The following is a 24,032-nucleotide window of genomic DNA, read 5'->3' on the forward strand; positions in this document are numbered from 1 at the left end:
CAGTATTAATCTTTTCTAATTTGTAGATTTTAATGTTTGTTCAATAACACTTTTCATGATGTCCTTTGTAAGCATTCCAGGAGCATAGCCAACAATATTACCGTCTTTGTTTATCAAAAAAGTAGTAGGCAAGGAAGATATGCCATATAGACTAAAGATTTCACCTGACTCATCGAATACTACGGGAAAATCTAATTCGTTTTCTTTTAGGAAACTGATTATTCCATCTTTATCTACTTCACGTGTATTTATATTGTTTTCATTTCTTGGATTAGAAACTCCTAAGAATATTACATCATCTTGGTTTTGATTATATTCATTATAGAGTGATTGTATATCTGGCATTTCCTTTCTACAAGGAGGGCACCAAGTTGCCCAAAAATTTAAGAATACTACTTTGCCCTTATAATCAGAGAGTGTGTGCTCGTTACCATACTGGTCTATCAATGTAAAGTCAATAATAGGAATATCTTTTGTCTCAGAATCTTCATTAACTTCTATCTGTTCATTGTTATGCATATCTGAGGTCTCTAAATCTTCCTTTAGATTTTCTTGTCGATTATCATTGTTATCACTAATAGAAGTTGAAACAAAAGAATTTAAGTATCCTGATATACCATTCATCCACCCTGTAAAGGTCATAACTCCCATGATGATTAGTATAACTCCCCCTACTTTTACCGTATACTTCAATAGCTTTTGATGCTTATCTAAAAAGTTTAAAGCTTGGGTAGTAAACAGTCCTAATATCATGAATGGTATAATAAATCCTATGGCATACAATAATACAAGTAAATTCCCTGTTAATGAGCTACTTGCACTTGATGCTAGTATTAGTACAGAAGAAAGAGCAGGACCAACACAAGGAGTCCAAGCAAAGCTAAAAGTAAAACCCATTATAAATGCAATTAGTGGATTTGTTTTTTTCTTACTTAATCTATAGTTAAACCTTCTATCCCTATTAAGAAATTTCAATTCAAAAACACCAAGCTGAAATAAACCCAAAACTATAATAAGTATTCCTGCTAAACGGGTAAACAACAATTGATTACTCTGAAAAAATGAACCTATAGCAGTAAAAGACATCCCTAAAATAAAAAATGCAGAGGATATTCCTAATACAAAAAATATAGTATGAAAAAACACTTTTTTTCTATTATAGCTAATACTTCCGTCTTCGCCGATGTCATCTGTATTTCCAGCTAAATATCCCATATAGATAGGGATTAGTGGAATTATACAAGGTGAGAAAAATGATAAAAATCCCTCTAAAAACACGAGAATAAAGCTAATACTATTGGTTGATACTAATGAGTTAATCACAAAATCACCTCTAAAGAACTTTTTTTCCATTCTACCATAGAGAGTTTAAAAAATCAAGTAACTATAAAATATAAAGTTATGAACTAATCAAGTAATCGAGGAGGTGTTTTGTTTGCCGTATTATAATTACATTAATTAAGATATACCAAAAGGTACACGAACTAAGTTTCTTAGCATAACAACGCATGGGTAAGCTATAAGTCCTGGAACACATAGTACATCTCCAGGATATATAATGTTTGGATTTGTGATATGTGGATTATTTACTGCAAGTGCTTTGGGGACTAGGTGTAACATTTACTAGTGGCGCAGATGAGGCTTGGATTGCAGATGAACTAGACGGAAAAAACTTAGAACAACAGAGGCAGTTTTTCTATGTCATTCATATGACTAGGAAGAACTGCCTTTTAGTTTTTTAGTGTTATGGTATCTTCTTATTATAAATCCGTAGGCTATATAGAAATAAAATATTTTACTTAGATTTTACATACAAAACATACAGATTTAACAAAGAGGATGTAGATTATTATTGTAGACAGAAATTAAAAGTTTAAGGAGCGTGTTTATTGTGAAGAGAGTAAAAATACTTAGCTTAATATTAGTTGTTGTGTTATCATCATTAGCATTTGTTGGCTGTACAGGTTCTAATAGTAATGAAACTCCTAATAATACTCAAAATAATACTCAAAATGAAAGCACTTTAAAGGGATCTATAAATATTATTGGGTCTACTTCTGTACAACCTTTAGCACAAGAGTTAGCTGATGCTTTTGCAAGTGTTGAAACAGGAGTTCAAATTGATATACAAGGTGTAGGTTCAACAGCAGGTGTAAAAGCTGCTAATGATGGAACAGCAGATATTGGAACTGCTTCTCGTGAACTTAAATCAGAGGAAAAAGAATGGGGATTAACAGAGCATGTTATAGCAAGAGATGGTATTGCAATTGCAGTTCATCCAAGTAATTCTGTATCTGATTTAACTACGGAGCAAGCTGCTAAAATATTCAAAGGTGAAATCACAAATTGGAAAGAAGTTGGAGGAGAGGATAAAGAAATTATAGTTGTAAGTCGTGAAGCTGGTTCAGGTACTAGGGGAGCATTTGAAGAAATATTAAAAATCGAAGATGCACTTGTTGAGACAGCTTTAATTGCAGAAGGAAATGGTGCTGTAAAGCAAAATGTAGCTACTAAACAAGCCGCTGTAGGATATGTTTCACTTGGATATATAGATAATTCAATAAAACCGGTTAAAGTTGATGGTGTTGAAGCAACAGTTGAAACTATACAATCAAATGAATACCCAGTGGCTAGACCATTCTTAATGTTAACAAAGGGTGAGTTAAGACCAGAGGTAAAAGCTTTTATAGATTTCATTATGAGTAGTGAAGGACAAAAAATAGTTGGTGAAGGATATATACCAGTAAAATAGTTAAAAGAAAATGTTACATGTCCCCCTTTTGACGATGACTAGACTCCATTGTAAATCCTTGGAGTCTGTCTTCCGTTTTAATTTCTTATGTTTTTAACCTGAAAATGAAGAGGTGATTAGATGAAGTCAAGTGAAAAGTTAATCGAAATTTTCTTCTTTGTATGCGCTTTATTTGCTGTATTATCTGTTGCAATAATTACTATATATATCTTTGCTAAAGGCATTCCTGCAATAATTACAATTGGCCTAGGTGATTTTGTTTTAGGGACAGTATGGAAACCGATGCAGGATATTTTCGGTATATTTCCTATGATAATTGGCTCTATATTAGCTACAATAGGAGCTATAGTAATAGGTGTTCCTATAGGGGTGTTAACTGCAGTGTTTTTAGCTGAAATTGCACCAAGAAGAATCGCCAAGATAGTTCAGCCAGCAGTTGAATTGTTAGCAGGTATTCCATCTGTAGTATACGGTTTCTTTGGATTAGTAGTTATAGTACCCATGATAAGTAATTATTTAGGTGGTCCCGGGAACAGCTTGCTAGCTGTTAACATAATGTTAGGTATAATGATATTGCCAACTATAGTTAACATTTCTGTAACATCGATTCGTGCTGTGCCTAGTGAATATAAGGAGGCTTCATTAGGTATAGGAGCATCTCATATACAAACAATTTTTAAAGTAATACTACCTGCTGCTCGTTCAGGAATTCTTACGGGGATAGTCTTAGGAATAGGAAGAGCAATAGGTGAAACAATGGCAGTAATTTTAGTAGCAGGAAATACTCCTGCTGTTCCAGGTTCAATTTTAGCACCTATTCGTACTTTAACAGCTAATATTGCTATGGAAATGTCATATGCTTTTGGATTACACCAAGATGCGTTGTTTGCCACTGGAGTAATTTTATTTGCTTTTATAATGATTTTAAATATTGTGCTCAGCAAAATGACAAGTAAGGTAGGTGATTAAGTTGAGTAAAAGAAGATTAAAGGATACCATTGCTAAAGTATTGATTTGGACATCGGCCTTAATTACAGTTGGTGCACTTGCATGGATTTTATTATACGTTATCTCAAATGGTATATCAGAAATAAGTTGGAGATTCTTAACAAATAACGCTTCAGATGATGTACCAGGAATTTTTCCTATGATAATAAGTACTTTATATATTGTGTTACTGTCCATAGCAATTTCTACTCCTATAGGAGTGTGCTCAGCAATATATTTGGTAGAGTATGCAAAGCCAGGTAAAATAGTTAGTCTTATAAGATTTGCAACTGAAAGCTTAGCTGGGATTCCATCGATAATATATGGATTGTTTGGTATGATATTTTTTGTTATAGCTTTAGGATTAAAGTTCTCACTTATTTCAGGAGCAATTACATTGAGTATGATGGTGTTACCTACAATTATTAGAACTACAGAGGAAGCACTAAAAGCAGTGCCTAAAAGCTTTAGAGAAGGAAGTCTAGCCTTAGGAGCATCAAAGCTTAGGACTATTTTTAGAGTAATATTGCCAAGTGCTATGCCTGGAATTATAACAGCTATAATATTGAGTATAGGTAGAGTGGTAGGAGAAACAGCGGCAGTATATTTGACAGCAGGAATGGTCCCAAGATTACCATCAAGTATCATGGATTCTGGAAGAACATTAGCAGTTCATTTATACATTTTAGCTAAAGAAGGAATATCCTTTGAACAAGCTGATGCTACTGCATTAGTATTGATTATAGTTGTGGCTTTAATTAATTTTGTTGCGAATAAAATAGGTTCAAGAATGAAGAGGGTATAAACAAGATGTATTTTAGTCAAAGATAGATAGAGGAGTGAGGGAATGAATAAGGAGAAATTTTCAGTAAAGGATTTAGATCTGTTTTATGGAGATATGCAGGCACTTAAATCTGTAAATATGACAATACCTGAAAAGCAAATTACGGCATTAATAGGACCTTCAGGATGTGGTAAATCAACTTTTTTAAAAACATTAAATCGTATGAATGACTTAGTAGAAAATTGTAGAATAACTGGTGAAATTAAGTTAGACGGACAAGATATATACAAGAATGTAGATGTCATAGAATTAAGAAAAAAAGTAGGAATGGTATTTCAGAAGCCTAATCCTTTTCCGATGAGTATTTATGACAATGTAGCCTATGGACCCAGAACTCATGGAGTCCGTAACAAGGCTAAATTAGATGATATTGTAGAGATGAGCTTACGCTCTGCTGCTATTTGGGATGAGTTAAAGGATAGATTAAAGAAGAATGCTTTAGGTTTATCTGGTGGTCAACAGCAAAGGCTGTGTATTGCAAGAGCGTTGGCAGTAGAGCCAGAGGTACTATTGATGGATGAGCCTACATCAGCATTAGACCCTATTTCTACATTGAAAATAGAAGATTTAGCTTCACAGCTAAAGGAGAAATATACCATAATTATAGTAACTCATAATATGCAGCAAGCAGGACGTATATCAGATAATACTGCATTCTTTTTACATGGTGAAGTAGTTGAGTATTCACCTACAATAAAGATTTTCAGTAATCCTTATGATAAACGTACAGAAGATTATATTACGGGTAGATTTGGTTAATAGGAGGGGATGGCATGGTTAGATATGCTTTTGACGAAAGCTTAGAAAATTTAAACTTGGACCTTGTCAGGATGGCAAGTGCTGTAGAAAAATCAATTGATCAATCAATATTAGCTCTAAAAAATAAGGATATCGAATTAGCAAAAAAGGTAGTTGAAGAAGACGATATTATAGACGACATGAATGCTGAAATAGAAGCAAAATGTATTAGACTAATAGCAACACAGCAGCCACTAGCAAAGGATTTAAGGCTTATTACTTCAATTCTTAAAATGATTACAGATTTAGAAAGAATAGCAGACCAGTCAGCAGATATTAGTGAGCTAATGTTAAAGATAAAAGAAGAAAACTATATAAAGCCTTTGATTGATGTTCCTAAAGCAGCTGATGTCGCACGTGAGATGGTAAAAGAGGCGATAGATGCTTATGTAAATAAAGATGTAGAACTGGCTAAAAAGGTATGTGAAAAGGATGAAATTGTTGATGAATACTATGAAGCAATATTAAAAGATTTACAGGAGTTGATGAAAAAGAATCCTGATTATGTAGAACAGGGTATCATCCTTTCTCAAGTGGCAAAATATATAGAAAGAATTAGTGATCATGCTACGAATTTGGCAGAATGGGTAATATATATTATTACAGGTAAGCATGAAACATTGAATTTCTAGATATCAACTAGACTAAGAGCAGAGGTAGAACATGTTATTGAAAATTTATCACCAGAAATAGGTATGCATGATTTTCGTGTTGTATGGGGTAAAAGTCATTCCAATTTGATTTTCGATGTGGTAGTTCCTTTTGACTTTAAGTGGAGTGATGATGAGCTAGTTAAGCTTATTTCTGAAAGGATTTATAAGCTTAATCCAAACTATCACTCAGTAATAACTGTTGACCATGATTATGTACCTACAAATTGATTAGAGGGACACGAGAAATCCATTTGTCTTTAAGTGTGTTTTAGATACAATAAGAAACTCCATCCAAATAAGAACTTGAGCTCTCTTATTTGGATGGAGTTTTTAGGTTATTTAATATAATTTGTTGCAATTCTATCTGTAGGTATATTTCTTTCCACAAGCTCTTCAGTTGGATAGCCAAGTGTCATACCAGAAACTGGATTAAAGTCTTCAGGAATTCCTAATTCTTTCTTTAAGCTATCATTAATGGCACCTGCTCTTATAAAACCAAGTAGATAAACACTTCCTAGACCAGCGTCAGTAGCTGCAAGACTCATGTTTTCGATAATGCATCCTGCATTTGCATATGCACTACCTATTTTAGCAGGGTCAGTTACTTTGCATGAAACAATAATAACAGTTGGCGCTCCATAGAATGGATTAGCATCTGGGTTATTAGAAACCTCTGCTGTAGATTTTACCATTTTATGTAATAGTTCAGCATTTTGTACAACTGTAAGGTGAACATTTTCATACATTCCATTTCCAACAGGTGCAGCATTAGCTGCAAATAATACTTTGCTTAATTCTTCATTTGTAACTTGTTCTGGCTTATAGCCTCTTGTTGATCTTCTCATCTTTATCGTTTTAGTAAATTCCATATCAATTCCTCCTTCAATATTATTATACATCGTTAAATATAAAACGCAACTCCCTCTGTCATCTAACATAGGACAGAGGGAGTCTACTTTTTACTCTAGGTTTAATTTCCTTTCAAAGATGCAATATGTTGTTATATAAAAGGCTACACATGTCAGTGAAGTAATTATGATGATAACTGGGAATATTACCTGAGGCACTATAGCCGCGAAATTTAAATTGCCAGATAGAATATAGCTTAGAATAACTAGAACTAAGACCATAATTAGCTGCATAATGTTATAAATAACCACATAGGATACAAAGGATGCAACAATCCTGTGCTTACTAAACAGCTGACCTATTGCAATAGAACTGTAAATCATTAGCATATTTGTAACTGCACTTAATAGTAGCATAAGAATTAATTCTATAATTAATAGTACTGAGTTTCCACCGAAGCTAGTTTTTAATTCTGCAAAAGCTCTCTGTATTTCTCTAATAATTAAACCGATACTACCTGAGGTAGCGAAAACAATATAAAGAGATGACAATATAGCTATTATGCTAACAAATATCCATATTATTGTAACTAAAAGCTTAGATATAATTAATTGATGAGTATTTACTGGCAATGTAAACATCAAATATCCTTCATCACTTAGGAGGTTTTTATAGAATCTAATAACCATAAACAGGACCGTTGTTATTAGGATTGCCACAATAAGCAATATTTGAGTAATCATCAGGAATCCAGTGAAAAAAGCGAAAACTCCTTCATTAATTCCAGATTGGAATAAAAAACGATTTATAATTGATATACATATCAGAACTATATATAAGGGAACTAATATTCTTGAAGTAGCTTTAAACTCGTGCTTTATTAAATTACTTAGCATCTGAACACCTCCCTAAATAGTGAATCAATTGATTTGTTTTCTCTTACCCTCACATCGTCTACAGAGGAATGTAGGGTTACAGAGCCATCCTTAAGAAATATAACCTCATCTAATACCTTTTCAATATCTGCAATTAGATGCGTTGAAATAAGAACAGTTGCATTTTCGTTGTAATTGTTAATAATAGTATTTAAGATATAATCTCTTGATGCAGGATCCACTCCACCTATAGGTTCATCAAGGCAATACAAATCTGCTTCTCTACTCATCACTAATATCAATTGAACCTTCTCTTTTGTTCCCTTTGACAATGTTTTTAATCGTCTTTCTGGGTCGATTTTTAAATCAATCAACATATCATAGGCTTTTTTAGGATTAAAGTTATCATAGAAGTCCTGGAAAAATTCAATGACTTGAGTAACCTTCATCCAATCAGCTAGGTAGGTTTTTTCGGGTAAATATGATACTACTTTTTTAGTTTCTACTCCAGGCTTTTTACCTGCAATTTGTATGCTTCCGTTATCAGGAACTAATAGTCCATTTATTAATTTAAGCAAAGTTGTTTTTCCACTACCATTTGGACCTAATAGCCCGATAATACGCCCTCTTTCTAATGTTAAATTCACTTCAGAAAGAGCAGTAAATCCTGAATATTTTTTTGTTAATGATTTACACTCTATAATAGGATTCATTTTCTCATCTCCTCTAATATTTTTGTTACACATTCTAAGATTTCATCTTCTTCGTAACCAAGCTGTTTCATCTTTTCTATAAAATCTACAATGATATTTTTGGCTGATTGCTTCTTTAATTTTTTTATTACTTCTATATCTGAGGTTATATATCTGCCACTGGTTCGATTAGTGTAAACTAATCCAGTTTGCTCTAGTTCAGCTAGTGCCCTTTGCATAGTATTAGGGTTGACACCAGCTTCAGTTGCCAATTCTCTGACTGATGGAAGCTTATCTCCAAGGTTATAGTAACCCGAAATAATCCCTGCCTGAATCTGTTCAATTAGCTGAATATAAACTGGTCGTTCAGAGTCAATATTCCATTGCATTTCATCACTCCTTCTCACTCAAGCTGTATTATTGTATTAAGCGCTTAATACAATAATACAATAGATATTTTGAAATTGCAATAGGAAATATGGTAAAATTATAAAATAATTTAACATGTTGACATATGAAAATGTATAAAATAGGATGGAAATAAGAAAAAAGTCAAAGTAGGGGATTGATGAGCTTTATTATTATGAAATAGAAGGGGGAGAATGTGAATAATGAGAAAACTATATGCAAAACTTAGTAATTTGCTCAGTAGAGTAAACTTTAATGAGCTATGGGAGGGCTTCCATTTCTATGATTTTGCACTATACAATGATAAAGAGGTATTTCTAAAAGATAAGGTGATTTCTTATGATAACCGCTTTATAGGTAATACTGCAATTAATTATGAAGGACAATATCTAGCTATATGGAATGTAGAAAATCCAGACAAGGAAGATATCGAAGTCTTGGCGGCATGCATTGTACATGAGATGTTTCATGCCTACCAATACGAATTAAAAGAAAGCAGATGGCCACAGGATTTACGAACACTTGACTATCCATCAGATATAGAGAATTTCAAATTAAAATATGCTGAAAACAAAATTCTTGCAGCTGCATATCTAGAAAAGGATAAAGCAAAAAAGAAAAGGCTTCTAACCCAGTTTGTATCTATCCGTAGTAGGAGAGAGGCAATCATAGGAGATATAATAAGATGTGAATATCTTTCGGAAACAGCCGAAGGAATGGCAGAGTATGTAGGGATAATGGCACTTAAGCAAATCTCCACTGAAAAATATAATGCACGTATGGAAGAATACATAAGCTATTTATCTACGGAAAGTGAACTGTTTTTTGATACAAGGAGAATATCATATTTTAGTGGTGCAGTACTTCTAGTAATTGTATCAGAAGTAGGGATTTCATTTTACCATCAAATAGGTAATTGCAATTCCTCTGTATTTGAAATTGTAAGTGCCAATTTTGACAAAACTGCTACAGTAGAAATAGAAGATGCTAACCTCATAGAAGAAATGGCTAATAAATATTTCGAAAGGAAAAGAGCTAAATTCGAAGATTTTTTCAATGCAGATAGAGAATACGTACAAGGGGAATTCCAGATAATTGGCTATGATCCAATGAACATGATAAAAACAGATAATAGAATTCTTTGCAGTCATTTTATTATGCTAAAAGACAGGACAACAAATGCTCAGATATTCCTAAATGGTCCAGTTGTAGTTGAGTTAGAACCTAAAACAATAAATCAAGCTGTAGCATACTTCAAATAGATATAGGTTGTTAGGGATATATAGTGGTCAGGCTTTTATAATTTCATAACTAGTTATGAAATTGTTAAAGCCTGACCCAAGAGCTTACAAATATTACTTAATAGTTATATTTAATGTCATGAAAAGAATCTAAATTGCAAATCAAAACTTCCTTCATGTAGTTCTAAAATAATATATGAAAACCATCTTTCGCGGCGTTTTCTTGTTAAGGAACCTGGATTTAATATCAGTACTCCGTTTTTAGTCTTAGCTAGAGGCTGATGGCTATGTCCGAATATAATAATATCTACTTTATCTTCCTTAAATCTATCATAAGCTCTATCAAAAGTAGAGCTACCAGTGCCGTGTCCATGAAAAATCCCAATTTTATAGCCATCTATCGTAATTATTTCATTTTCGTTTATTAGAGTCTTTATTTCAGACTCATCGACATTTCCCCAAACTCCTACAAAGTTCTTGTAGTCCTTTAATATTTCTATTGCATCAGCAGATATATAGTCCCCTGCATGAATAATGAGATCTACTTCTTTAAAGTGAGTATTTAGTAGGGCTGCTAAATTACTAGTATTCTTTTTTATATGAGTATCAGAGATAATACCTATTTTCATTATTTATACCTTTCACCTGTTAGTTGTTATTAATGATTTATCTTTCCATCATAACTTATAGTATCCAAAAGCCCTTAATCTAACACAAATCATAAAACTAAAAAATAAAAAATAAAAAATAGTCAAAAATTACTTTTAATAATTAATTAGTAATATAAAGGGTATAAGAACTCATAGATATTATACAGAGTCAAAAAATTAATAAGGAGGATTCTAATGGATCATGTAATTAAGGAAGTAAAGAACTTTTACAAAATAATTAAACTTAAGGAGTTCCGAAGAACCGAGGGAGTTGCTTTTGATATTATGGTTAAATCAATGATACCTAAAATTGATGGCATAGATAGAGTATTACATAAAAACAACGCAGTATCACCTGGCGCAGTAGGAGATGTTGAACGTCCATGGTATATGCATCCATATCAGGAGGACAATTTATTTGTGCTTCATGGAAGGAGATATGTTGAATTATATACACAAGAGCATGGAAGGATTGAAAAATTTGTAGTAACACCAGATTATATTGAACACAATGGGGAAATAGTTTGTGAAGGTGGAGCTATATTAACTTGGCCAACCTATGTATTTCATAGGATCATAAGTGGAGATGATGGCTCAGCATCTATCAACTTAGCGACTCATCTTGAAGGTATTGATATGAGAACTAATTTTAGTATCTATGATTTGAATACAGAAACCGGCGAATATAAAGTAATAAGAGAAGGATATAAAGACCAAAAATAAATAGAAAATAACATAAATAAATTTAAATTTCCTTAGACATATAACCTAAGGGAATTTACTATTATGTAGGTTTTATGTTTTTATTTTATCATACCTGTTATCATTCTAATCCTAGCAGTCATTTTAACCTATATAGTACCAGCAGGACACTATTCAAAATTGTCTTATGATGCTGAGCAGAATGTATTATTGGTAGAAAACCATAAGGGAGAAATCAGTACCTTTTCTAATGCCTTTATTTTTTAGCAAGTAGATATGATGCAATGGTTTGTATAGCAGCTATATATATGGGCTCTTCATCAGTTGTCGGGAATATGAATAGAGGTATTTTTGCAGCAGTCCAAATGATACTATTTAGCTTCTTGGGATTTTTTGTTCCCTCTTCATCTGGGCTAGCTACACTATCTATGCCGATTAATGGCACCCTTGGCAGATACAGTTGGTATATCAAGAGCTGTTGTAGTTACTGCTTATAACTGGGGTCAGGGCTGGATGGCCTTTATCACTCCAACAGGATTAATTCTAGCAACTCTTGAGATGGTAGATGTAACATATAACAAGTGGTTAAAGTTTATACTTCCACTGATGGGGATAATAGGAGTTTTCTTAATCATTATGCTTGTTTTACAAACATTGGTGTAGAGAATCTTCACCTGCTCACAGGATGACATGATTAACTTTCTATGAGCTGTAAAAAATGGAGTTCAAGAATGATAAATGTATATTAGAGGGAGATAATACAGGTCCAATAAGTGCAAGAAACGTATTGAGCTCTAAAGAAAAAATAGACATTGCAGTACTTGAGGTAGCAAGTGGGAACTTAATTTTGTTTTCAAAATTCATGAAAATGAAATTTTGACTAACCATATCAAAGAGGGAAAGAAGGCACTATGCATAGAAAATGTACTTACAGTAGCTAGCGCTTTATATGGATTAGGTACATCACTAGAAGTTATTAGAGAAGGATTAAGAACCTTTAAATCTGATATTAATATGAATCCTGGCAGATTTAATATTTTTGAACTAGAAAATGTAAGAGTCATGATAGACTATGGTCATAATATTGGGGGATATGAATTTATATGGAACATTAGAGAGATATCATTTGCTGATGCATTGGTATCTGCAGTAGTTTTGGGAATAGGAGAATGGGTATTCCATAAATATGTTGTTAGAAATGTATTCCCAGATCGTCAAAAAGAATAATATAGTTAAAAACTATAGGGGGCAGTTTTTTAAACTTGCATAATCAAGAAAACTGTTCCCATGATTATCAAGCTTAAAATTTTGGCTCATTGAAAATCTTCCTTAATATTACTTGATATTACTTCAAAAATCTATCTACATTAATTCTTATATAATTTAGGTTTTGTTTATAGCTCGGTAAAATTAAGAGAATATCTGCTCCTAATAATTTCAACCATATGATCATAATGTGCTTGATCCCCCCCGATTTTTAGAACATACAAGCACTTTTTAAAAGAATCCATATATTCACTAATACCAAGTCTTAATTGTGCAACTGCTAGTCTTAAGAATAGAAAATGAAGCATATCCAAAAGTCCTTTCTCTAGGGACAAGTCAATTCCTTTTTTAGCATATTCCAGTGCTTTTTCATGATTGTCCAATCTGTGATAATTATATGAGATGTTTGCAAGAGATTTAATCACATATGAATCCTCAGACTTATCACTGAACAAGTCGATGTCAATTAGGCTTATGATGAATTCGGAAATACTTATGCTCAATGAACATTTTCTTATGTCTCCTAGACATGCTGCAGCAACTACAAGTAAGCGAATTTCAAGAGAAGAGTATCTAAAATCAGCATATCTTTCATATGTGAATTCTGGGATTGTCAAATTAAATGCGTAACGTATAGTTTCTAAAGCAGAATTGATTTCCTTTTTATACCTAGAGCTTACAGCCAATATTAAACAGTTGATCTGCTCCAATTCAACTACAGTGATTAATCGCAAATCATTACTTTTACTTAATTCAGATAAAAAACATTCATGCAAATTTTTTATTTCTTCAAATTTGCCATAGTTTATTAAATAGTCAAGCTTCTTGTAAAAATCAAATAATAAATTACATCTTTGATAGCTTGCTAGTATTTTATGTAGGTCTGTCTTGTAGCAAAGACTTAGTTGAACAAGTGTATCATACCGAGGAATAGAATAACCATTTTCTATATTATGAATAGTATCAATATTAATACCAGTTTCCTTAGACACCATCGCCTGCGAAAAACCTAGAGAGGTGCGCAGGTTCTTTATTTTTTCCCCGAATTGTTTTAAATCATATGATTCAAACATTTGTTATCCCCCTTCCCCGATTTCAATCGGGTATACTTATTTATGCTTTTAGTATAACATATTTGTAAAAGTATTTAAAAGTTTCTAAATTTAGTCAGGGGGACTTGGGATGAGGAAAAAGAGGAATAATGTTAAAATAATTAAAATGTTGATAATAGGCGTACTAGTTATTTTAAGTGTGTTTAGTGGAACTGGTTTTTGTGAAGAGGATGATTATGTAACACCATGTGAAGATGATTCTAGTCATATTTCAAATGATGTAGGACCTTACTAATATCATTTTGTAGCTTTATCGGAAAGTGGATAAAAAGCATAAGTTTGTCTATTTGAAAACAAACGAAGGGGGAGCAAAATGAACAATAACAATTATACCTTTGGAAAACAAGTCGGCAGTTGGCATGCAGACAGAGCCCAGACAGTTACACTTGTAGTAACAGACGATTGTAACTTGAGATGCAAATATTGTTACATAACGCACAAGAAGTCTGACAACAAAATGGACTTTGATACAGCTAAAGCTTTCATAGATCTCTTGCTTACAACTGATGAGATGAGATACTCAGAAGCTGTTATCTTAGAATTCATAGGCGGAGAACCATTGATAGAAGCTAAGCTTATAGATAGAATAGCGGATTATTTTAAGATGAAGGCATTTGAACTAGATCACGACTGGTATTGGAACTATAGGATAAGTATCTGTACCAATGGAGTTAATTACTCATGTCCAGAAGTTCAGAATCTTATCAAAAAGAATTACAATAAGATATCAGTAACCATATCAGTAGATGGGACTAAGGAAAAACACGATTTGCAAAGGATTTTTCCAGACGGTTCAGGCTCATTTGATAAAATCAATAAAAACATAGACCTATGGTTAAGCCAATTCAGAGGCTCAACTAAAGTGACATTTGCAAGCGATGACTTACCTTTACTATACGATAGTATATTATACTTATGGAATAGAGGCATAAAAGAAGTCAGTGCCAACGTTGTCTTTGAAAATGTTTGGAAAGATGGAGATGATAAGATACTAGAGCAACAGCTTAAAAAGTTAGCAGACTATGTAATAGACAATAAACTATATGACAAAGGTTACTATTGCTCATTCTTTGATGAAGCCATAGGGTATCCCTATGAATATGAAGATATGGATAAGACCTATTGCGGAGCAGGTAAAATGATAGCACTATCACCAAGTGGGAAAATCTATCCATGTATCAGATACTATGGTTACTCATTAAACAATCATGAAGAATGGTCAGTAGGAGATATACAAAATGGAATAGACATGGAAAAGGTAAGACCATTTGTACTATCCACCAACAGACTACAAAGTGATTCAGAATGCCTAAATTGTGAAATAGCAACAGGCTGTGGATTTTGTCAGGGCTTCAACTATGATGATGCACCGATACCTACAAACTTCCACAGAGCTAAATATATATGCAATATGCACAAAGCAAGAGTTAGAGCAAACAACTACTTTTTCTCAAAGCTATATAACATATACGACATAGAAAGAGAAAACAACAAGACAAATAAGAAATCACTGTACTTTTTACTATCAGATAATTATACTGCCTATTGCAGTTACGAAAATCAAAATACATTTGACAAAGAAATGGATAGCAAAGTAATCCTAGAAGGATTAAATTATGCACAAGAGAACTTCATGACACCTATATTTGTACATGGAGAAAATGGACAAACCCTAAAAACCAGAGAAGAATACACATCCTACGACATACTTCATATAATCCCCATAAGATGTTATAATCAAGCAAAAAAACAAGGATTCAAGAGAATATTACCAGTATATACTATAGAAGATGTTTGGAAAGAAAAAACATTTATAGACAATGTAATACTGAACGTAAAAGCAGATGAAATAAAAGAGCTAGGCAAAGCAATAGATGAATTAATAGAGTTCTCAAACAGAATCAATGTAAACATAACAGAACTAGACAGGCATTTTGACGAAGAGGAATACAGACTGCAAATGGAGATGATAAGAGACAAAGTTATAAATATATGGAAAGAAGAAGGAATATTGAAAGAGATAAACCTGCTAACAGATATACTTCTTTTAGACAAACATGATAACTGTCAAGCGGGAGAAAACACATTTGTATTATCTCCAACAGGAAGAGTATATACTTGCTGTGCAGAGTATTCAAACAATGAAGATAGCTTTATCGGAGATATCAAAGAAGGCATAATAAAGGAATACGGTGCACGTTTACATAAAATTGAAAACAGCAATCTATGCAGAAACTGTGATGCTTACCAATGCAAGAATTGTGTTTATATCAACAGAGAGAACACAAAAGAGTACAATGTTTCACCATCATTCCAATGTAGGAAAAGCCATATAGAAAGAGCAGTTGCCTTAGATTTGAAAGATAAACTAAAGGGCTGTGAAGTGATATCTGGTAAAAACGATTCAGACATAAAAACAAATGATTTCCTAGACCCAATAGTTGAATTTTTCAAGAGCAATAATGAATTTACAGGGTATTACAAATACAAGCGATAAAAAATAAGGAGATAAAGACCAGGGGAGACTAAAGAAAAAGTTGGAAAGGAGATATAGAATTGGTGATATGTCTGAAAAGGCTTCACAAAAAAATAATATAATTAGGAGGAGAGCTTATGTCATACAACAGCAAGATCAAGAAAAGTATTATGAACAACCCTATCGGAACTATGGGGCTATGTTCAGAATGTTCAGGAGATTGCGTAGGAGGGTGTGGAGACGGTTGCGAAAAAAATTGTGCCGTAACTTGTAAAACCAGCTGTGAGGGTATTTGTAGACGGGATTGTTCAGATACATGCGAAACTGGTTGTTTTAGCAACTGTGCCTATGGTTGTTCTTATACTTGTGCAGAGAAATGTAGAAATGGAGATGGAATTGATGCAATGAACAATCTCCTATAATTGCTGAATGGAGCTTGCCTAGCTTGTGAAAGTAAGTTGAACAAGCTATGCATCCATTACAGCTAGTGAGGCAAAAAGAAGATAATAACTAATTGAAATTAGGTGAAGATATGAGAAATAATAAGAATAGAATAATTTTATTATCTATAGTACTAATAACCATAATTGCAACTGGTATTTTTCTTGTTAAGAAAAACAACGATAAAGAATCAAATATCGTATTGAACAAAGAACTTGACGTTGTAAAAGAAAATAAAGGAAATGAAAAAAAAGAAACAGATAAATTTTATTATGTAGAGGAGTTTGTAGGAGAATCGTTACTTGATGGTGATGTCTTTGATAAGCTATTTAAATATAATGGGGAAATAGTTAAATATAAAGATGGATATTTTAAAAATATAAAAACTGGAGAAAACATTCATAAGATTCCCGATGGAATTGAGTGGAAAGGAGAGTGGATTATTAATGAAGAAGGCTTTTGGAATGTGAAATACGATGCTGATAGCAAGAAAGTAATAGTTAGCTCCTTCGATTTTGATGGAAATAAAAAAGAGAGTATAGAAATAAAGAAATTCAAAGGGAATATTAACCATGATTCCTATATTCAAGTTGAAGATATGAAAGTTACTAATGATTACATATATCTATTATCTAGCACAAATACTCAACCTATACTCCAAATATTTACTAAGACAGGAGATTTAAAGAATTCGTATGAAAATGTAACAAGCTTTGATGTAGATAATAAAGATCATTGCATATATACAACTTGGAGTTCTGAATCCTTTCCTTATAGTGGATTTTTTATGATTGATTCAGAAACAGGTACTGAAATATTCAGAAATACGTCTTATAAGCTAGAGCCTATACGTTTTTCAGAGGATGGCGAGCTTATATATGGATTTGACGAAAAGATACATATTTTCTCTGCCAAGGACGGTGGCTTTAAGAGATCAATATTTGAATTTGGTAAAGATTCTACATATCTTTTGGATGATTATTGGTTTAATGATTTTATAGTAGGAAAAGATGAAGAGATTTATTGCTGGCTAGAAACTAAAATACTAGACGAGCAAGAATTTAAAATGAGCGATATTAGAAATCATTATTACCTATACACAAAAAAAGAAGGAGAAAGACCAAAAAGAGAAACCACTCTTACCATTACTGCTCCATATAGAAATGACTTCATGGCAGAAGCTATTAAACGATATGAGCTAAAATATCCTGATGAGCATATAGAATACAGCTACGCATACAATACCTATGAGGCATTTCGTGAAAATAGCAAAGAATACGGTGATAAACTAACTCTTGATATCATATCAGGAGATATAGGAGATATCATTCAAACAGGAGGTACAGGATTAGCATATCACAATCTTTTTAGAACAGATGTGTTTATGGATCTAACAGATTTACTACAAAAGGATAAAAATTATGAATTTTTAAACAAAGATGTATTAAATGCTATCAAGATAAATAATGCCATAAGAGGACTACCCATTAACTATCTGTTCTATCAATATGAATTAAACGAAGAGCTAGAAAAACAATTGGGGCTTAGTATAGATTTTGAAAATATATCTTGGTCGGAAGTGTTAGACCTTGTAAAAGTAATAGAAGAGAAAGCTCCAGATAGACACTTATTTACACGCTTGGGCATAGTGGACATAGAAAATCTTTGGGAAGATTTTGGGGAATCTATACTTATAGCCAATATGCCAGATCTTATTAACCTAGAAACTAAAGAAGTAAATTTAAACCAACAATGGTTTAAAGACCTTTTGATAAAATTTAAGGAATGCAGCAAAAGCAAAAATTTTGTACTTAATGATGTTGAATTTAGTCGGTTTGACAAACTATATGGCTCTTTGCTAGCTTTAACAATGAGTCGAGATATTTCTTATGAAGGTAAAGTATATGAATTTAATGAATATAACAAGACTAATAAAAGTCGAATGATACCAGACTTTATCGGAGAAAAAAACAATAACAGAATTGGTTATAGTATAAGGATGTATTCAATAAATAACCGTTCAGAGAGAAAAGAAAATGCATGGAAATATTTAAGCTTTTTGCTCACAGAAGATATTCAGTTAATTGCATCAAAAGAGAACACAGGAATGCCTATCAGTGAAAAAGGAGTCGATAGAATGATAGAAGATGGTATTAGTATGCGTTCTATGGACAGCAATACAGACAGCTACAAAAGCAATAGAGAGCGGTATAACAAAGCTATGATAGAAAACTCTCATAAAATAGACTATCTATACAATATGGGCTACCTTAGATTAGATATTTCAGACCCTATAGGCTTGTATATGGAAGATAAAATGACACTTGATGAAGCACTTAAAAAAGCAGAAGAAAATGTGATGATTAGGCTGAATGAGTAGGAGTGCCAAAAAATATAAAGGAAAAGGAAGGTTGACAAAACTTGTAAAAGCAAGTTGGGTAAGCTATGCATCCATTACAGCTAGTGAGGTAAAAAGAAGATAATGACTAATTGAAATTAGGTGAAGATATGAGGAATCAGAAGAATAGAGTAATTATACTATCCATAATACTAATAGCTATAATTGTAATTGGTATTTTTCTTATTAAGAACAATGAAGGAAAAGAGTCAAATATCAAGTCTAACGAGGAACTAAACACTGGGTTAAATAAAGATTCAGATGCTGCAACTGATGCTTTTTATTATGTTGAAGATTTCCTTGAAGAAGAAGACAGATGGAAATTACATATATGGATTTGGCTCTGTAGTACCAGATCCTAAAATGATTAATGCATTTGATGCCAATAATGGTGAGTTTCTAAAATCAATATTTGATTTTAGAAAATATGCAACATATCTTTTAGATGATTATAATGTACACGATTTTATAGTTGGAAAAGATGAAGAAATTTATTGTTCATTGATACCTAGAGATTTTGAAACGCAAGATTTTGCTTCAAGTTTTTCTTATTATTTATATACAAAGGAAGAAGGAGAAAGGCCAAAAAGAGAAACAACTATTACTCTTACAGCTCCTTACAGGTATGATTTTCTGGAAGAAGCTATAAAACTCTATGAGATTAAATATCCCGAAGAGCATATAGAATACAACTATGCCTATAATACCTATGAAGCATTTCTTGAAAATAAGGAAGAATACGGAGCAAAATTGACACTTGATATCATTTCTGGAGATGTAGGAGATATAGTTCAAACAGGAGGAGCAGGTCTTGGCTATCAAGCTCTTTTAAGAACTGATGCCTTTATGGATTTAACAGATTTAATTGTAAAAGATAAGAATTATCAGTATCTAAATAAGGGTGTTTTAAATGGGATCAAGATAAATAATGCCATACGAGCCTTACCTATTAGCTATGTATTTTATCAATATGAGTTAAACGAAGAGCTAGAAAAAGAACTGGAACTTAATATAGATTTTGATAATATATCTTGGTCAGAAGTATTAGATATTGCAAAGGTAATAGAAGAGAAAGTACCAGATAGACATTTATTTACTTGCCCTATAGAAGAAGAAACTGTATGGGATATGTTGGGATATAATTTAATCATAGAAAATATGCCAGATCTAATTAATCTGGAAACTAAGGAAATGGATTTAAATCAGCAATGGTTTAAAGATCTTTTGATAAAATTTAAGGAATGCTCTAAAAGTAAGAATTTTTTACTTATAGGAGAACCTGATCTTATAGATAGACTACAGGGCTCATTGCTAACTAGAGTATTTATTGGAAATCGGTTTTATTCAGATGTACTAGGAAACTTTGATAGTTATAACGAAAAACATAAGAGTAGAATGATACCAAGTTTTACAGGAGAGAAGAACGACAATAGAATCGGATATAGTAAGAGAATGTTTTCAATAAATAACCGTTCAGAGAGAAAAGAAAATGCATGGAAGTTTTTAAGTTTTTTACTTACGGAGGATATTCAGTTTCTTGTTTCAAAAGAGAGATCAGGAACACCGATTAGTCAAAAAGGTGTAGATAGAATGATAGGGTATGCTTTTTGGATGCACGGGTATTCAGGAGATAATGTAGACAAGTACAATAAATCAACAATAGAGAATTCTCAAAAGATTAATTATCTATATGATATGGGTTATATGAGACAAGACCTTATAGATGCTATCAAACTATATATGGATGATGAAGTGACCCTTGACGAAGCACTTAAAAAGGCAGAGGAGAGTATAATGATTAGGCTGAATGAATAAGGAAAAATAGCTAACAATTCAAAGAGAAAATATTAACTCAGTTGTTATAGAATAACTATAATTCAATAAAGAGAAAGGAAGGATAAAATGATGACTAAAGAAGTATGGCAATTAAATGACGAGGAATTTAAGGAAATAGAAGATTTGTTTGAAAAGAAGATAGCACTTGAAAACCTTACTAAAATAATTGATGCAGACAACCAGAAGCTTTATGACAAACTAATAAAAGACTATGGGAAGACAGTTCATGTGTTTAATACTTGGTGGGACAAGATGGCAAAGAAGTATAATTGGGAAGGCAAGAACTGGTGGTTAGATTTTGAAACAAAGAAAATAATGATTAATATAATTGAGGCATAGACAATATATCTTACTTATTAATAATAATTTGCCTAACTTAAACTTAAGTTAGGCAAATCTAATATATTTATCACTACTTAAATGATATTTAGGATGTGATTCTAACATGGATGTAAATAAAACTGACAAAGAAAAATTGAATTGGTTTTTTAAAAGATATATTTATACAGGAAAGAAATATTTGATTATAATTATAGGGTTAATATTTGTGGGGTCCTTAGTGGCAAATATTAGCCCATATTTATATGGTAAAATGCTAGACAGCATTACATCAGGAGATATAGATTTGCTGATTAAACTTATCATGGCTTATTTCCTTATAACATTGTTTACAAATTTATTGAGTATGGTTGAGGGTTATGTAGGACAAGTAGTTAATTTCAAGCTATCCAAAAATGCACAAACAGAATTATTTGACAAGATGATAAGATTGAGGACTTGTGAATATAGTAAATATGAGGTTGGAGAGTTGATTTCTCGTCTAAGCGGAGATACTGATAGCATAGTTTCATTTGGAATCAATCTAATTACAAGTATCCTCCATATAGTAGTCAATATAATAGTCTCTGTGTATTTTGTGATGACTATCTCCATTCGTCTATCCTCTGTAGCAATATTTTATATACCTACAACTTTTTTAGTTACATATTTTGCTAGGAGGCATTTCAAAGAGCTGGCTGAAAAGAGGAAAAAATTTGGGGATAAGTATTTTAGTTTTCAAAATGAAGTCTTCTCAAACAATACGGGAATTAAAAGTTTTCAGTTAGAAAATAAAATGAATGATAAGTACAAAGGCTTCATTAACAAAGAATTTGAACTCTTGAAAAACTCTATATACTTGGGAAATGGCATGCAATTAATCAATAGTTTAATCACTGTAATTTCATCCTTATATATAATATATTTGTCAGCTGTATTGATAAATGAAGGAATGTTAACAGTAGGATTGATGGTATCTTTTAATACCTATATAAATAAGCTGTTTTCATCTATATCACAAGTATTTGGTATAAATATCAGCTTACAGGAGATTACTGTATCTTTAAATAGGATTTTAAAAGTAATGGATGAAGATTCTGAAATAGATAGTAAATCAAACTTTGAAAAGCCAAATAATTTTACTTTGGAATGTACAGATATAACATTCTCATATGAAGATGAAAAAGAAAATATTCTAAACAGTATGGATATTTTCATTGATAGATTTGGCTTATATAGTATTGTAGGTTCAAATGGATGTGGTAAAAGTACATTTGCAAAACTATTGGTAAAACTATATGATGTAAAAAAGGGGAATATTTACATAAATGGAGTAGACTATTCTCATCTTTCATATGACTTTATCAGAAGGTATATAACCTATGTCCAAAAAGAGGAATTTTTCTTTAATGATACGATTATAAATAATGTAAGATTGGCAGATGAATCCTTAAAGGAAGAAGATATAGAGGATATGTGCAGGAGAGTCGGACTAGATGACTTTATTAAAACCTTGCCAGATGGATATAGCACAACTATAGGTGAAGGTGGTTCTGCACTGTCAAGCGGACAAAAACAAAAGCTTAGTATAGCTAGAGCATTGCTTAGAGGAACGCCAATATATATCTTTGATGAAATCACAGCAAATCTTGATGGTAAAGCTGAAAAAGATGTTATGAAAATAATGAAGGAATATAGTAAAAAATCTATAATTATATTTATAAGTCACAAGATATCATCTATCATAGATAGCGACAAAATATTTGTTTTTGCAGATGGTATAGTAGCAGACAGTGGAAATCATGAGTATTTACTTAAGAATAACTATATATACAAAGAGCTATTTGAGAATAAAGAAGTAAGTATGAATTTGAGAGGAGTTGAAGCGATTGGAGAATAAAAGGAGCTACGGATGGTATTTTATTCTTCCTGGGCTAATAGGAGTTTTAGTATTTTACGTGGTGCCATTTTTCCTGAGCTTATATTATACCTTTACCAAGGGAATAACCGAAGTTCAATTTGTTGCACTTGAAAATTTTAGTGAGCTTTTTAAAAACCCTGCTTTTATACTGGCAACAAAGAATACCCTAAAATTTATTCTTATAGGGGTTCCTATTTTGACTATTCTTTCATTATTTTTAAGCCTTATGATGGCAGGGAAATTGTATCGATTTCCTAGATGGGCTATGCTATCTCCGATGATAGTCCCTGTTGCCTCGGCTCTTATGGGCTGGGAAGTTATATTTGGGAATAGTGGTATGGCAAATAAAGTACTAGACTTTTTTAATAGACAGCCAATTTCTTTTTATGGTGAGGATAATGCCATGAAAATCCTAATATTGATTTTTATAATCAAAAACACTGGCTATATGATGGTTATTTTCACAGGGGCAATCTCATCTTTGGGTAAAGAGTACAAAGAAGCATTTCAGATGGATTCTAGTTCTAGCTTACAATATGCTTTTAGAATAGTAGTTCCATTAATAGCTCCAATTATATTTTTTGTCGTTATATTGAGCATAGTTAATTCGTTTTTAATGTTTCGTGAGGTTTATGCGTTATACGGAGATGCACCACCGAATACAGTGTACTTGCTACAATACTTTATGAATAACAACTTTTATAAGCTAAATTATCAGAGATTAAGTACAGCTGCTTTTATACTTGTTATGGGAATATCAATACTTATAATAGCTTTTTTAAGATTCCAAGAGAAGAATTTGGACCATTAGGA

General features: G+C 32.2%; 27 protein-coding genes and 1 pseudogene. 21 read left to right on the plus strand and 7 right to left on the minus strand.

Annotation, left to right across the window (positions count from 1 at the left end; genetic code table 11):
• Positions 1–15: 15 nt before the first annotated feature.
• A complete protein-coding gene (locus ABV008_RS07580) occupies positions 16–1,323 on the minus strand; it encodes a redoxin family protein (protein ID WP_352419217.1) in 1,308 nt (435 codons plus the stop codon).
• 254 nt (positions 1,324–1,577) lie between these two features.
• Here ABV008_RS07580 and ABV008_RS07590 point away from each other — a divergent pair, with 254 nt between their 5' ends.
• The 7 genes from ABV008_RS07590 to ABV008_RS07620 all read left to right on the plus strand — a co-directional run bounded on the left by ABV008_RS07590 (position 1,578) and on the right by ABV008_RS07620 (position 6,262).
• Entirely contained in the window at positions 1,578–1,742 is a 165-nt protein-coding gene (locus ABV008_RS07590; RefSeq protein ID WP_352419256.1) for a hypothetical protein, read from the plus strand.
• Positions 1,743–1,891: 149 nt separating this feature from the next.
• Positions 1,892–2,752, plus strand: a complete 861-nt coding sequence (locus tag ABV008_RS07595) for a phosphate ABC transporter substrate-binding protein (RefSeq protein ID WP_352419219.1) — start codon at positions 1,892–1,894, stop codon at positions 2,750–2,752.
• A 120-nt stretch (positions 2,753–2,872) separates the two neighbouring features.
• Entirely contained in the window at positions 2,873–3,721 is an 849-nt protein-coding gene (gene pstC, locus ABV008_RS07600) for a phosphate ABC transporter permease subunit PstC (RefSeq protein ID WP_352419220.1), read from the plus strand.
• Between the two features lies 1 nt (position 3,722).
• Positions 3,723–4,544 carry a phosphate ABC transporter permease PstA gene (pstA, locus tag ABV008_RS07605; protein WP_352419221.1) on the plus strand — a complete coding sequence of 274 codons (822 nt, stop codon included), beginning with the start codon at positions 3,723–3,725 and terminating at the stop codon, positions 4,542–4,544.
• Positions 4,545–4,586: 42 nt separating this feature from the next.
• The gene (gene pstB, locus ABV008_RS07610; RefSeq protein WP_352419222.1) at positions 4,587–5,342 is read left to right on the plus strand and encodes a phosphate ABC transporter ATP-binding protein PstB; all 756 of its coding nucleotides are present in this window, start codon (positions 4,587–4,589) and stop codon (positions 5,340–5,342) included.
• Between the two features lie 14 nt (positions 5,343–5,356).
• Entirely contained in the window at positions 5,357–6,013 is a 657-nt protein-coding gene (phoU, locus tag ABV008_RS07615) for a phosphate signaling complex protein PhoU (RefSeq protein WP_352419223.1), read from the plus strand.
• Between the two features lie 63 nt (positions 6,014–6,076).
• Positions 6,077–6,262: a hypothetical protein gene (locus ABV008_RS07620; protein WP_352419224.1), complete on the plus strand. Its 186-nt coding sequence runs from the start codon at positions 6,077–6,079 to the stop codon at positions 6,260–6,262.
• Between the two features lie 107 nt (positions 6,263–6,369).
• Here ABV008_RS07620 and ABV008_RS07625 read toward each other — a convergent pair whose 3' ends face one another.
• The 4 genes from ABV008_RS07625 to ABV008_RS07640 all read right to left on the minus strand — a co-directional run bounded on the left by ABV008_RS07625 (position 6,370) and on the right by ABV008_RS07640 (position 8,839).
• A complete protein-coding gene (locus tag ABV008_RS07625) occupies positions 6,370–6,903 on the minus strand; it encodes a nitroreductase family protein (RefSeq protein ID WP_352419225.1) in 534 nt (177 codons plus the stop codon).
• A 90-nt stretch (positions 6,904–6,993) separates the two neighbouring features.
• Positions 6,994–7,779 (minus strand): hypothetical protein, encoded by a 786-nt coding sequence (locus ABV008_RS07630; protein ID WP_352419226.1) that lies wholly within the window; start codon positions 7,777–7,779, stop codon positions 6,994–6,996.
• On the minus strand, positions 7,773–8,471 hold the full coding sequence (locus tag ABV008_RS07635) for an ABC transporter ATP-binding protein (RefSeq protein ID WP_352419255.1): 699 nt from the start codon (positions 8,469–8,471) through the stop codon (positions 7,773–7,775). The genes ABV008_RS07630 and ABV008_RS07635 overlap by 7 nt, the downstream gene beginning before the upstream one ends.
• Positions 8,468–8,839, minus strand: a complete 372-nt coding sequence (locus ABV008_RS07640) for a GntR family transcriptional regulator (RefSeq protein ID WP_352419227.1) — start codon at positions 8,837–8,839, stop codon at positions 8,468–8,470. The genes ABV008_RS07635 and ABV008_RS07640 overlap by 4 nt, the downstream gene beginning before the upstream one ends.
• A 222-nt stretch (positions 8,840–9,061) precedes the next feature.
• On the opposite strand from ABV008_RS07640, the gene ABV008_RS07645 reads away from it, so the two are divergent.
• A complete protein-coding gene (locus ABV008_RS07645; protein WP_352419228.1) occupies positions 9,062–10,120 on the plus strand; it encodes a hypothetical protein in 1,059 nt (352 codons plus the stop codon).
• A 116-nt stretch (positions 10,121–10,236) separates the two neighbouring features.
• Here the strand turns inward: ABV008_RS07645 and ABV008_RS07650 are convergent, their stop codons facing one another.
• Positions 10,237–10,728, minus strand: a complete 492-nt coding sequence (locus ABV008_RS07650; RefSeq protein WP_352419229.1) for a metallophosphoesterase family protein — start codon at positions 10,726–10,728, stop codon at positions 10,237–10,239.
• 216 nt (positions 10,729–10,944) lie between these two features.
• Between ABV008_RS07650 and ABV008_RS07655 the strand changes: the two genes are divergently transcribed.
• From ABV008_RS07655 to ABV008_RS07675, 4 genes and pseudogenes are all read left to right on the plus strand, one after another.
• The gene (locus tag ABV008_RS07655) at positions 10,945–11,472 is read left to right on the plus strand and encodes a hypothetical protein (protein WP_352419230.1); all 528 of its coding nucleotides are present in this window, start codon (positions 10,945–10,947) and stop codon (positions 11,470–11,472) included.
• Positions 11,473–11,753: 281 nt separating this feature from the next.
• Positions 11,754–12,114, plus strand: a pseudogene (locus ABV008_RS16295) (YfcC family protein); the annotation flags it as partial.
• Positions 12,115–12,169: 55 nt separating this feature from the next.
• Positions 12,170–12,331 (plus strand): hypothetical protein, encoded by a 162-nt coding sequence (locus ABV008_RS07670; protein WP_352419233.1) that lies wholly within the window; start codon positions 12,170–12,172, stop codon positions 12,329–12,331.
• Positions 12,328–12,678: a hypothetical protein gene (locus ABV008_RS07675; RefSeq protein ID WP_352419234.1), complete on the plus strand. Its 351-nt coding sequence runs from the start codon at positions 12,328–12,330 to the stop codon at positions 12,676–12,678. The genes ABV008_RS07670 and ABV008_RS07675 overlap by 4 nt, the downstream gene beginning before the upstream one ends.
• A 167-nt stretch (positions 12,679–12,845) precedes the next feature.
• On the opposite strand, the gene ABV008_RS07680 is transcribed toward ABV008_RS07675, so the two are convergent.
• Entirely contained in the window at positions 12,846–13,790 is a 945-nt protein-coding gene (locus tag ABV008_RS07680) for a helix-turn-helix domain-containing protein (protein WP_352419235.1), read from the minus strand.
• A 109-nt stretch (positions 13,791–13,899) separates the two neighbouring features.
• Here ABV008_RS07680 and ABV008_RS07685 point away from each other — a divergent pair, with 109 nt between their 5' ends.
• The 9 genes from ABV008_RS07685 to ABV008_RS07725 all read left to right on the plus strand — a co-directional run bounded on the left by ABV008_RS07685 (position 13,900) and on the right by ABV008_RS07725 (position 24,030).
• A complete protein-coding gene (locus ABV008_RS07685; RefSeq protein WP_352419236.1) occupies positions 13,900–14,064 on the plus strand; it encodes a hypothetical protein in 165 nt (54 codons plus the stop codon).
• A gap of 78 nt (positions 14,065–14,142) precedes the next feature.
• Positions 14,143–16,326, plus strand: coding sequence for a radical SAM peptide maturase, CXXX-repeat target family (locus ABV008_RS07690; RefSeq protein ID WP_352419237.1), 2,184 nt, complete (start codon positions 14,143–14,145; stop codon positions 16,324–16,326).
• A 116-nt stretch (positions 16,327–16,442) separates the two neighbouring features.
• Complete coding sequence (locus ABV008_RS07695) at positions 16,443–16,727, plus strand: hypothetical protein (protein ID WP_352419238.1); 285 nt, start codon at positions 16,443–16,445, stop codon at positions 16,725–16,727.
• Between the two features lie 92 nt (positions 16,728–16,819).
• Positions 16,820–19,126 (plus strand): ABC transporter substrate-binding protein, encoded by a 2,307-nt coding sequence (locus ABV008_RS07700; RefSeq protein ID WP_352419239.1) that lies wholly within the window; start codon positions 16,820–16,822, stop codon positions 19,124–19,126.
• Positions 19,127–19,236: 110 nt separating this feature from the next.
• A complete protein-coding gene (locus ABV008_RS07705) occupies positions 19,237–19,506 on the plus strand; it encodes a hypothetical protein (RefSeq protein WP_352419240.1) in 270 nt (89 codons plus the stop codon).
• Positions 19,445–20,959, plus strand: coding sequence for an ABC transporter substrate-binding protein (locus ABV008_RS07710; protein ID WP_352419241.1), 1,515 nt, complete (start codon positions 19,445–19,447; stop codon positions 20,957–20,959). The genes ABV008_RS07705 and ABV008_RS07710 overlap by 62 nt, the downstream gene beginning before the upstream one ends.
• A gap of 87 nt (positions 20,960–21,046) precedes the next feature.
• Complete coding sequence (locus ABV008_RS07715; RefSeq protein WP_352419242.1) at positions 21,047–21,319, plus strand: CXXX repeat peptide modification system protein; 273 nt, start codon at positions 21,047–21,049, stop codon at positions 21,317–21,319.
• 106 nt (positions 21,320–21,425) lie between these two features.
• Positions 21,426–23,198 (plus strand): ABC transporter ATP-binding protein, encoded by a 1,773-nt coding sequence (locus tag ABV008_RS07720; protein ID WP_352419243.1) that lies wholly within the window; start codon positions 21,426–21,428, stop codon positions 23,196–23,198.
• Positions 23,188–24,030 carry a carbohydrate ABC transporter permease gene (locus ABV008_RS07725; RefSeq protein ID WP_352419244.1) on the plus strand — a complete coding sequence of 281 codons (843 nt, stop codon included), beginning with the start codon at positions 23,188–23,190 and terminating at the stop codon, positions 24,028–24,030. Before ABV008_RS07720 ends, ABV008_RS07725 begins: the two co-directional genes overlap by 11 nt.
• The last annotated feature ends 2 nt before the right edge of the window (positions 24,031–24,032 follow it).

The organism is Proteiniborus sp., assembly GCF_040308045.1.
Lineage (GTDB): Bacteria > Bacillota > Clostridia > Tissierellales > Proteiniboraceae > Proteiniborus.

Coding starts and splice junctions, on each gene's coding strand:
- pstC (WP_352419220.1), top strand. CDS start 2,873: ATGAAGTCAAGTGAAAAGTTAATCGAAATTTTCTTCTTTGTATGCGCT.
- pstB (WP_352419222.1), top strand. CDS start 4,587: ATGAATAAGGAGAAATTTTCAGTAAAGGATTTAGATCTGTTTTATGGA.
- phoU (WP_352419223.1), top strand. CDS start 5,357: ATGGTTAGATATGCTTTTGACGAAAGCTTAGAAAATTTAAACTTGGAC.
- ABV008_RS07620 (WP_352419224.1), top strand. CDS start 6,077: ATGCATGATTTTCGTGTTGTATGGGGTAAAAGTCATTCCAATTTGATT.
- ABV008_RS07625 (WP_352419225.1), bottom strand. CDS start 6,903: ATGGAATTTACTAAAACGATAAAGATGAGAAGATCAACAAGAGGCTAT.
- ABV008_RS07630 (WP_352419226.1), bottom strand. CDS start 7,779: ATGCTAAGTAATTTAATAAAGCACGAGTTTAAAGCTACTTCAAGAATA.
- ABV008_RS07635 (WP_352419255.1), bottom strand. CDS start 8,471: ATGAATCCTATTATAGAGTGTAAATCATTAACAAAAAAATATTCAGGA.
- ABV008_RS07640 (WP_352419227.1), bottom strand. CDS start 8,839: ATGCAATGGAATATTGACTCTGAACGACCAGTTTATATTCAGCTAATT.
- ABV008_RS07645 (WP_352419228.1), top strand. CDS start 9,062: ATGAGAAAACTATATGCAAAACTTAGTAATTTGCTCAGTAGAGTAAAC.
- ABV008_RS07650 (WP_352419229.1), bottom strand. CDS start 10,728: ATGAAAATAGGTATTATCTCTGATACTCATATAAAAAAGAATACTAGT.
- ABV008_RS07655 (WP_352419230.1), top strand. CDS start 10,945: ATGGATCATGTAATTAAGGAAGTAAAGAACTTTTACAAAATAATTAAA.
- ABV008_RS07670 (WP_352419233.1), top strand. CDS start 12,170: ATGGAGTTCAAGAATGATAAATGTATATTAGAGGGAGATAATACAGGT.
- ABV008_RS07680 (WP_352419235.1), bottom strand. CDS start 13,790: ATGTTTGAATCATATGATTTAAAACAATTCGGGGAAAAAATAAAGAAC.
- ABV008_RS07685 (WP_352419236.1), top strand. CDS start 13,900: ATGAGGAAAAAGAGGAATAATGTTAAAATAATTAAAATGTTGATAATA.
- ABV008_RS07690 (WP_352419237.1), top strand. CDS start 14,143: ATGAACAATAACAATTATACCTTTGGAAAACAAGTCGGCAGTTGGCAT.
- ABV008_RS07695 (WP_352419238.1), top strand. CDS start 16,443: ATGTCATACAACAGCAAGATCAAGAAAAGTATTATGAACAACCCTATC.
- ABV008_RS07715 (WP_352419242.1), top strand. CDS start 21,047: ATGATGACTAAAGAAGTATGGCAATTAAATGACGAGGAATTTAAGGAA.
- ABV008_RS07720 (WP_352419243.1), top strand. CDS start 21,426: ATGGATGTAAATAAAACTGACAAAGAAAAATTGAATTGGTTTTTTAAA.